Below are 10,118 nucleotides of genomic sequence, written 5' to 3'. Positions count from 1 at the left end.
GAATTCCTGACTCAGAAGACTAGTCCGTGATGGGCGGCAAAGGCGCTCACGTAATGCTCGGTTTGCCGCATGCGGGCGGCCATCGGCTGGTAGAGCGGCGACGGGTCGACCGGTTCTCGGCGCGGGCGGACGAAACCGTCCCAGGTCACTGCCTGGGCGAAGAGACCGGACAAGACGGAACGGACGCCGGCGTGGTGGCCATCCCAGGCCCAGAGCCCGCCGCTGATGAGGGCGATGGAGTGCGGGCCGCTGACGGCCGTGGTGAGGGTCTACGCGGCGGTGCCGGCGCCTACGTTGAGGGGAATGCCCCAGCGGTCAAGCGCCTCGCCGATACGCATGGCCTCAGCGTAGTACGGGTCTTCGGGCCGGGCCCTTTCCGCAGCTCGCCAATCGCACCTCGCGGCAAAGCTGGTCGGCCATCAGGCTCCGCGTGGCGTGCAGCGGAGGGCGGGAGGGACAGAGCCGGGCCGATCAGTTAGGTGTGGTGCGATGTGCCTGGGTGTCCACGGCCGTGCCGACAGCTGCCACGTGCGGTGGGCCCGCCTCCCCTCACAGTGGCGGGACACCGGCGTGCTGGGGTCAGCCCTGCTGGCTCCGGGCGTTCTTGATCCTCTCGGTGAGGTCGGCGGTCTGGGCGGCCGGTGGCGCCTTCACCGGGGCGGTGGCGCCGAACTTCTCGAAGTCCATGGTCACGGTCGCCTTGCCGAACCCCTCCTTCAGGCGGACCGGCAGGTCCTTGGCGCCGATCCACACGTTCATGATCACCGAGTCGGCGCCGCCGGTCAGCGAGTTCATGCCGGCACTGCCGTAAGCATCCTTGTACTTCCCCAGCTGCGCCTTGTCGACGACGGCCCGGTAGTGGGCCGTGCTCTGCCCGTCGACGGTCTCCTTGCCGAGTTCCTTCACGTCGCTGGCGTACTTGAGGTACTTCAGCGTGGCCGCGGGGTTGCCTCCGCTGCTCCCGCTGAAGGCTTGTGCGGCCTTGTCCCCGAAGAGCGCCGACGAGTCCACCTTCATCCATTCCTTGCCCTTGAGGGGTCCGGAGGCCCGGGGGTCCACGTTGTAGTAGTAGGCACCCTTCACAAACAGCGTCCGGATCGTCGCGCGGTGCTGGAGCGCCTGCATGTTCGCGGCCTTGGTGTCCATCCGGACATCCATCGCCAGGCCGTCTCCCCAGGAGAAGGTGCCGTTCAACGTGATCGGGGCGCTGCCCGTGCCGGGGTCCGTGCTCACCCTGACCTTCGCCGAGCCGAGCTGGTCGGTCCGGTCGGTCGCGCGCGACAGCACCGCCATGATCTTGTCCGCGCTGTTCACGGCCGAGACGGCCGTCTTCGCGCCGCTGGAGCCGCACCCGGACACCGCGACCGTCGCCGCCGCCGTGAACCCCACCCAGGCAGCGGTGCACTTCAGCTTCATGAGTTCCCCACCCAATTGCCGTGATTCGATTGCGAGTTCTGCTGTCGATGACTCTAACGGGACACACTGACAGGCCCGGACAGCGGACGTCCTCACGTTTTTGACGTCAGCCAGGACCATGCCGTCGGAGGATCTCCCCAAGCACGCCGAACTCCCGAGTCCCCCCTTGCACCCAGCCCGGTACGGCCGTCCCGTGGACGCGGGGCCGCGCCAGGCGGGACGTCCCCGCCGCCCCGGTCACCAACGTCCGGCACAGGCCGCCGTACGGCGGACGGCCGCGTCGGTTTCCAGCGTCCGCGTCGGCCGCGCCGATGCCCAGCAGCGTGGCCATCCCCTAACCACGGCCTCGGGGTGCAGCGGCTGGCGGCGGTGCACGCGAAGCGGGCCACCTCCTGGAGGATGAACCAGCAAGCGGCGTCCGTCGCGGGGCTGCCGATGTGGCTGACGCCGACGAACAGGTCCAGGTTGTCCGCGGCCGCACACAGCAGGTTCGCGTCCGCCTCCTGCTCGACGGCCGTCTCCAGTGCCGTGTAGACCGCCTGGACCAAGGGCGCGTCGTGTAGCGCGACTTCGCCGGCGGCGTGCTGTCGGCCAGGACGGGGCGAAGGCGGGCGTGGGCCCCACAGTCCCGGGCGTGCGCAGCAGGGCGTGCTTCAGTGTGTGGTCATTCGCCGCACGGCCCACCACCGCGTCCATCCGGCGGGCGATCCTCTCCCCGTCGGTACCGGAGTCGGCGCGCAGTTGGGCGGGTTCGGCGTGGACGGCCCCCCTGCGGGCGCCGTGCGGACCGAGCCTAGCGCGCAACAGCTCGGTGTATTCACCGGTGCGGCCCTTGGCCTTCTGCGCGGCGCGAGCGCGCTGGCCCGGGCGGGACTGATGGGTGGCATGACGTCTTGAAGGCGACGATGCCGTTCGTCGTGCAGTGCATGAGGTGGTGGACGGCGACGGGTTTCGGTTCACTATGGCCCCGACCCTCGGCCGTCCGTGCCCCCCTCGCCGCCAGGCGCAGGGGCAGCCCTCGTCGGCGCCCTTCCGCACGGGGCTCCGGAGCCCGGCGGACATGTCCGCGGAATGTGCTTGTCGGGTGGAGGCCGGTCATTCTGGCCGCCAGCCAGGTTCGCCGAACTGAGGGTGCTGGATGGGGTGTTGGAGCGGTGGCTTACCCTTCGCTCATCGGCTGCAGGGCCGGTATCGGCCGCGCACAGCGGCCGCATGTCGTTGGGGGGTTTGAATCTCCGTGCGTATCCGCACATTTCCGGCTGCCGTCGCGACGGCAGCTCTCTTCAGTTCCGCGGTGCTGGCGGCGGCTGGTCCGGCGGCGGCCGACACCAGCGTGCCGATCAGTGTCGGCACCGTGAGCGACACTGTCGTCGACGGTGCCCACCAGCACCTGTACATCAGCGGCGGCGATGCGATCTCCGTCGTCGGCTACGACGGCAAGGTGCTCAGCAGGCTCTCCGGCCTGCCCCAGGTGTCCGATCTCCAGCTGAGCCCGGATGGCGGCACCCTGTACGCCGCGGTGACCGGAGCGGACAAGATCGTCGCCTTCGATACCGCGACGCTCACGCAGACCGCCGAGTACCCGACCGGCGCAGGGACGGCGCCGCGCCGGATCGCTCTCACCGAGGGGCGGATCTGGTTCGGCTACGGCGACCAGTGGGACTCCGGACTCGGCAGGGTCGACCTGACCGCCGGCCCGGCCACCGTCGCCCTCGACCTCGCAGGCGCCCACGACTTCGCCAGCACACCGATGCTGTACGCCGACCCGGCGAACCCAAACACCCTGGTCGCCCTGGATGGCGGCATCAGCACCGGGCCGATCGTCGTCTACGACGTGTCGTCGGGTACTCCGGTCATCCGCGTCACCGCGGACGAGGGCGGCTTCTACCGGGACGCCGCGCTCACGCCGGACGGGCAGTCGGTCCTCGTCGCCGGGCAGGGGAACCGGGCGGTCGTCGAATACCGGCTCTCCGACCTCCAGGAGGTGCACGAGTACCCGGTCAACAGCGAGTCGGAGACCGTCAGCGTCGCCCCGGACGGCACGGTCGCGGCGACCTCGCTCGACACCGAGAACACCGGTGACACCTACGTCTTCCCCGGCGGCGCCGACGCCCCGGCCAGCGTCCGCAACCTGTCGGACTCGTGGATGCCGTGGGGCGGGCATTCGACGGCCTGGTCGGCGGACGGCACGAAGCTGTTCGTGCTCACCGGGACGACGGACTTCACACAGCTGCAGACCGTCACCGAACCCCGCAAGTACGTGACGAAGCTGAACGTCGACGCCCCGGCCACCGGTACGCGCGGCAAGACGCTCACCGTCAAGGGCACCCTCACCACCGGCCTAAAGCTGCCCGCCGGAACACCGCTGAACGTCACGCGCACCGACCTGCTGTCCCCCTCGGGCAAGACGCTCGGCACCCGGACACTGGGCGCGAACGGCACCTTCTCCTTCACCGACGCACCGCCCGCCGGCAGCAAAGTGCGCTACACGGTGACCTACGCCGGCGACACCGCGCACACTCCGGCATCCGCCTCGGACACCGTTACCGTCTCGCGCGCCACGCCCGCCCTGACGCTCACCAACAACAAGAAGACCTACGTCTACGGCAAGAACGTCGTCTTCACCGCCCACCTCGGCACCACCTACAGCAACCGCACGGTAGAGATCTGGGCCGACCCCTACGGAAGCGACAAACCGAACAAGCTCCTCAAGACCGGCAAAACCGATGCGCACGGCAACCTCTCCGCCACCGTCACCATGTCCCGCGATACCGCCGTGACCGCCGTCTTCAAGGGCGACGCCCGCTACGCCGGCCGGACCGTCAAGTCCACCGCCTACGCACACGTGAAGACCGCCAGCTCGCTGTCCAAGTACTACCGCACCGGAACGATCGGCTCGACCCGCTACCGCTACTACCACAAGAACACCGACGCCGTCCTGACCACCACGATGACCTACTACAAGGGCCGCAAGGAGCGGCTGGACCTCCAGGTCTACTCAGGCGGCAAGTGGTACAACACGGACTCGGAGTACTTCTCCCTCGGGACCAGCGGCAAGTCCGTGGTCAACCTCGGCCACCCCGGGACCTCGGGCATACGCGCCCGGGTGCGCACCTCCTACATCGACCCCTCCTCGGGCGACAACGTGAACACCACCACATACGGCACCTGGAACTACTTCTACTTCAGCAACTGAGCAGGCCGGACTCGGGACAGGGGCGGCGGCGCGCAGGACGTGCTGCCGCCCTTTCACGTCCATGCCTCAACCGACGCCGCACATCAAAGCGGACACGAGCACCGCGAGCCGGACACACAGCCCGGCGGAAGCGATCGCAGCTGCCCTGCTCTGGCGGGATCATGGTGCTGACACCCACCTCCGCGCTGACGGAGATGCCCACCTCAGCGCTGAACGTGTCGCTCCTCTCCTTCTCCACACGGATCGTCACCGTCTCAGAGGGCGGTACGTGACTTGATGTCTGTATTGCCCTGTCGGCTGGGGTAGGCAGGCTGCTCGGAGGGCCGCCGGGCGGCTATGCCGCGGCTGGGCGAACAATCCCTGCTGAGTCCTGGGTGACCTGGGTGATGGCTGCCTCGATGTCGAAGGCTGTGGAGCGTAGTTCGACGCCGGGGCCCAGGAGCGCCCAGTGGGCGCCGGCCCGTCCGTAGGGCATGCCGATGCTGCCGGGGTCGATCACAAGTCGGCCGTGGGCGAGGCGGACGAACGGCATGTGTGTGTGCCGCAGACCACCGTGCGAATGTCGGTGTCAAGCCCGCTGAGGACTTCTCGCCAACGGTCGAGGCGTGAGTCGACCAGAACGACCTCTTCATCGTCCCGAGGAGTGGCGTGACAGAACAGCGCCTTCCCAGGCCGTGTACTGGCAGAGAGCGCCGCCGCGTCATCAGCCTGCGCTTCCACGGTGTCCGGGGTCTGGCCACTGGAGCTTGCGACGCCTGTATTGTCGAACAGAATGACCGGACGGTTCGCGGCCAGTCCGTCCGTCACCGCAGGATCCCAGTGATCCATGCCGCCACGGAAATGCTGCAGGAACACCAGCGGTGTGCCGGTCTCGGCGCGAAAGCGCCGGCAGGCGTACCGAATTCGGTTCGCCGTGACGAACCGCGTCGGAGCCGTCACATGGGAGAGAGGCGGTGTGTGAGTCGGTCGGGTCGTCGTCTTCGGCTCCTACTTCATCAGCCGTACGGGAGAACCCGCCTGGAACGCGGCGATGTCCTCGACGGAGTCCTGATAGAAAATCTCGTACAGGTCGCGGTTCACGAATCCGACGTGCCCCGTGAGCAGCGCGTTCGGCAGCGCCCGCAACGGGTGGTCCGCGGGTAGCGGCTCGGTGTCGTACACGTCGAGGGCGGCTGCTCGGATCGCGCCCTCACGCAGGACGTCGATCAGGGCGACCTCGTCGACGACCGGTCCGCGTGAGGTGTTGACCAGGAGGGCCGAGGGCTTCATCGACCGGAGTTCCGCCGCGCCGACCAGCCCGCGTGTTTGCTTGCTGAGCGGTACGTGGATCGAGAGCACATCGCTTTCGGTGAAGAGTCGCTCCTTCGTCACCGCCCGTACGCCGTACTCGGCGGCGGTTTCGGGGGTCAGGTTCCGACTCCATGCGATGGTGTCCATTCCGAAGGCCTGTCCGATCCGTGCCACTCCGGAGCCGACGCGACCGAGGCCGAGAATGCCGAGAATCCTGCCGTGCAGCCCCTGGCCGACCGATACCTGCCAGCCGCCGGCGCGCATCGACTCCGCCTCGACGACCAGGTTTCTCGTGGCACCGAGGATCAGCGCCCAGGTGTGCTCGATGGTGGGGTGGGACTCATAGCGGGTCCCGCACACCGTGATGCCGAGTCTGTGGGCGGCCGTAAGGTCGATGGCGGCATTGGCCGGGCCGGTGCTGACCAGGAGCCGAAGGTCGGGCAGCCGCTCCAGGACCTCGGCCGGGAATCGCGTGCGCTCCCGCATGGCCACGAGCACGTCGAACCCGGCGAGGCTACGGACCACCTCGTCGGCGTCGGCGAACGGCTCGGTGAAAACGACGACCTCGGCAACGAGCGACGCCCAGTCGGCCAGGCTCGTCGCGACGTTCTGATAGTCGTCGAGGATCGCGATCTTCATGCGGGTGGCCATGTCGGCAACCTCCGTATTTCGTCGAGGTGATGCGTCTGTCTTCGCGGGGTGGCGACGCGGCGTGGCTCAGGCGAGCAGGCCCAGGGCGCTGTACCAAAGGGGTCCCGGGTTGAGCCGGTCACCGTGGAGCTTCGACATCTCCTCGAAGAACTCCAGCGGCTCCGGCTTGCCGGCCAGGAGCCGGATCGCGTCGCGCAGGTACTGCCGGGTCTCGTCCAGGATCTTCGGGTCGTCGGGCAGGTCTGCCTTCTTGTGGCCGGCGACCACGTGGCGCGGATCGAGTGCGGCGAGCCGGTCGATGCCGTCCAGCCACGCCTGAAGGCCGCCGTCACCGCCTTCGAGCATCATCAGGTGCACGCCGTTGTAGACCACGTCCCCGGCGACGACGAGACCGATCGACGGCACGTGCAGGACGCTGGAGTCGTCGGTGTCGGTGTGACCGGTCTCGACGGCCCGGAGGACTCGGCCCTCCAGCCGGAATCCCTCGGTCGGCACGGGCACGGCGAGGACCGGGGTGTTCGCCGGGACCCCGGGGAAGGTCTTCGCGAACCCCTTGTCCTTGCTCTCCAGTTGGCTGCGCATCTGCCGGATGGTGCCCTCGGTGGCGTACACCACGCTGTCGGCGTCGCCGAACCGTTCCAGCAGCGTCGCGGTGCCGAACCAGTGGTCGGGGTGGCCGTGGGTGACGTAGACGAACGCCAGACGCTTCCCTGAGCGCGCCAAGCCCTCGGCGACCTGCGCGATCTGGGTGTGAGTCAGCGGCGGGTCCACCAGGACCGCGTCGCGTTCTCCGGTGATCAGGGTGGATGAGATCGGCGAGGACACGATCCCGTCGCCGTTCGGCAGCTGAAGATCGGTCTTCCGGGGAACGCCGTCAGAGACGAGGACTTCGTAGGACAGTTCGGGCATCTCGATACTTCTCTCGTGCAGGGGCTGCCCCTCACCGAACTCGCGAATGAGCGGCGGTTTGCCTGGCGAGGGTGAGCACTATTGATCAGTGGATCTACATCCCACACGCTGGAAACCCGTGGCGCGCGTTGCCGGCGTGCACGCGGTGGTCTGGAGAGTTCCGGCAGGTCAGGCCACGCGCCGGGTTGTCATCGTCCCCGGCGGAATGGCCCTGATGCCGCTTCGAACGCCCTGTTACGGCTCGGCTCGCGTCCGCGCGGGACCCGCGACGGTGCGAGTTCCTCCGGAGATCGTCATGACCGGGCCACCTTGAGCAGGATCTTTCCGCCGCGGACGACCTGCTCGATCGCCGTATGGATGTCATCGAGGTCGAACACGGCACCTAGCGGAACGAACAGGGCTCCGCTCGCGACCAGGGGCGCGGCCTCGCGGATGACGGGGAGCACCTTTGTCGCGTAGTCGAAATGGCCGGCGAAGAATCCGTGTACCGTCGCGCGCTTGCCGATCAGGGTCAGTGCGTCGACGGACATCGGCTGCCCGGTCGCCGAGGCGTAGCTGACGAGCGCACCGCCCTCGGACAGCAGGTCGAGCAGGCGCGCGGGAGCGTCGCCGCCCACCGAGTCGACGGCGAGCCCGACCCGGGCATCGCCGATCGCCTTGCGAACCTCTTCGGCCGCCGTCGCGCCGTCGAGGCAGACGATGTCCGCGCCGGCCGCGGTCAGTTCGGCGAACACGGACTCGTCCCGGACGAGGTTGATCGTCCGGAATCCGCGGGCCTTCGCCAGGGCGATCAGGGAACGTCCGACGCCGGAGTTCGCGGCGTTCTGCACGACCCAGTCCCCGGGCCTCAGGTCGGCGTACTCGCTCAGGATCAGACCGGCCGTGGGCGGATTGCTGCCCAGCATCGAGAACTGCTCGGCGCTGCCTTCCGGCAGTCGGAACAGCCCGTCGGCGGGCAGCAGCAGCCGCTCGCGCCAGGCACCGGCAAACAGCGGCAGAACCACCAGGTCGCCCGCCGCGAGCGTGTCGACGCCGGGGCCCGCCTCGACAACCCGGCCGACACCCTCGTTGCCGAGGACCAGCGGGAGCGGTGGCCGCCCGAGCTCGCCCCTGACGACCTTGAGGTCGTGCAGGTTCAGCGGTGAGAACTCGACCGCGACCTTGACCTCGCCGGCGCCCGGAGCGTTCGGCTCCTGGAGATCGACGACGCGTACGACGTCCTCCGGCTCTCCGAACTGGGTGATCTGGATGGCACGCATAGGGACTCCCGGTGAGAGGCGGCGAGCTCTTCGCCACAGTCGAACTGCACATTTTGCTTATGTCCGCCGCTGCATGTCCGTCGTCGGACGAGAGGGGGGAATGTCAGCGCCGCACGTACGGTGCGTACGCCCTGGGGATCAGGTCCAGCGCCTGCCGGGCCGTCTGCCGGAGCGTCGTGGCGTCGACACCCGCCTTGGCCATGTTGTCGATGCCCCTGATCACGCTCAGCAGCAGATATCCCAGGGCCGTGGCGTCGGCGTGCTCGGCCACTTCTCCCGCGTCCTGGGCGTCGCGTATCGCGGACGCGAGGGCGCCGGCGAGGTCCTCGAACGCGCGACGGGCCGTGCCCGCCACCATGTCGTCCTCTCCGGCGCGGTCCGCGGTGCCCTTGGTGAGGAAGCATCCCCGGCGAGGCGACTCGGTGGCGAAGGTGTCGGTGAGTGAGACGACGTAGCGCTCCAGGCGGGCCATCGGTGAGGTGAGCACCGCGTCCGGGCCCTCCCGCAGCTCCTCGCGGGCCTGGGCGACGATGCCCTGGCAGTAGTCGGAGAAGACGCGCACATACAGGGCGTTCTTGTTGCCGAACGCCTTGTAGATGCTGCCCTTGCCCAGGCCGGTCGCATCCATGAGGTCGTAGGTGGACGTGCCGTCGAATCCGGTGGTCCAGAACCGGTCGCGGACGACATCAAGCACGGTGGTCTCGTCGAAGCCTCGTTTTCGCCCCATGACCTCACGATACCTCATTGTGGTCCAGGTGGTCCAGAACGGTCGCCCACCCGGCCCTCCGCATCGGTGCGGACGGATCGTCTGGCACTCTTCGCCTTGTTGACCGATTGGACCACTTCATGCTTCCATTGTGGTCCAGATAGTCAACAAAGTCGGGTCAGCCGGCAAACCTGTGGAGGACTGATGACCCAGAGCCGAACGAAGACGGAGACGGAGCGGAACAAGGCCGCCGTCCTCGAAGGCAGTGGCTGACCTGGGCTCGGGTCTGGTGTCGAAGCCGAGCTCCACGGCCCACTCGCCGAGGGTGTCTGCCCACCGCCGCACATCGCCGACGAGCCCCGGTCCGTCCCCGCGGTCGCCGATCACGCCGATCACGTTGTGGACGCGCCGGAGCCTCCTCGGGTCGCAGCCTGCGCCGGCGGCCGCCTCGCCGATGATCCGCTCTTAGCTAAGCCGAGAAAACAGCCAACTTCATCGCCTCATTTGACCTCAACAACACAACCGAGGAAACACTCATGCCAATGTTTCACGCCCACATTCCGGCTCAAAAGTTCTCTAGCGAAGAGAAGCGGGCTCTGGCGGATGCCTTGGATCTTGACCTCGCGCTCGGCGGACTCCTCGGAGTCGGACGCGTGGATCAGGTTCTCACGGACGATCACGCCGAAGTCAC

6 protein-coding genes and 2 pseudogenes are annotated in these 10,118 nt (G+C 68.2%); 1 reads left to right on the top strand and 7 read right to left on the bottom strand.

Going from position 1 to position 10,118, the window contains the following annotated elements:
* Positions 1-579: 579 nt before the first annotated feature.
* Positions 580-1,416, bottom strand: a complete 837-nt coding sequence (locus ABZ646_RS31120; protein WP_360526107.1) for a hypothetical protein — start codon at positions 1,414-1,416, stop codon at positions 580-582.
* Positions 1,417-2,770: 1,354 nt separating this feature from the next.
* Between ABZ646_RS31120 and ABZ646_RS31115 the strand changes: the two genes are divergently transcribed.
* Complete coding sequence (locus tag ABZ646_RS31115) at positions 2,771-4,612, top strand: Ig-like domain repeat protein (protein WP_360526104.1); 1,842 nt, start codon at positions 2,771-2,773, stop codon at positions 4,610-4,612.
* 364 nt (positions 4,613-4,976) lie between these two features.
* On the opposite strand, the pseudogene ABZ646_RS31110 reads toward ABZ646_RS31115, so the two are convergent.
* The 6 genes and pseudogenes from ABZ646_RS31110 to ABZ646_RS31085 form a co-directional block, all read right to left on the bottom strand.
* A pseudogene (locus ABZ646_RS31110) lies at positions 4,977-5,281 on the bottom strand (metallophosphoesterase); the annotation flags it as partial.
* Between the two features lie 318 nt (positions 5,282-5,599).
* Complete coding sequence (locus ABZ646_RS31105; protein WP_360526101.1) at positions 5,600-6,553, bottom strand: D-2-hydroxyacid dehydrogenase family protein; 954 nt, start codon at positions 6,551-6,553, stop codon at positions 5,600-5,602.
* A gap of 66 nt (positions 6,554-6,619) precedes the next feature.
* Entirely contained in the window at positions 6,620-7,462 is an 843-nt protein-coding gene (locus ABZ646_RS31100) for an MBL fold metallo-hydrolase (protein ID WP_360526098.1), read from the bottom strand.
* Positions 7,463-7,755: 293 nt separating this feature from the next.
* Positions 7,756-8,721 (bottom strand): zinc-dependent alcohol dehydrogenase family protein, encoded by a 966-nt coding sequence (locus tag ABZ646_RS31095; RefSeq protein WP_360526095.1) that lies wholly within the window; start codon positions 8,719-8,721, stop codon positions 7,756-7,758.
* Positions 8,722-8,824: 103 nt separating this feature from the next.
* Positions 8,825-9,448 carry a TetR/AcrR family transcriptional regulator gene (locus ABZ646_RS31090; protein WP_360526092.1) on the bottom strand — a complete coding sequence of 208 codons (624 nt, stop codon included), beginning with the start codon at positions 9,446-9,448 and terminating at the stop codon, positions 8,825-8,827.
* 590 nt (positions 9,449-10,038) lie between these two features.
* A pseudogene (locus ABZ646_RS31085) lies at positions 10,039-10,118 on the bottom strand (nucleoside-diphosphate kinase); the annotation flags it as partial.

It is taken from the genome of Streptomyces sp. NPDC007162, assembly GCF_040634175.1.
GTDB lineage: Bacteria > Actinomycetota > Actinomycetes > Streptomycetales > Streptomycetaceae > Streptomyces.
This window is presented reverse-complemented; position numbering and strand designations above follow the sequence as displayed.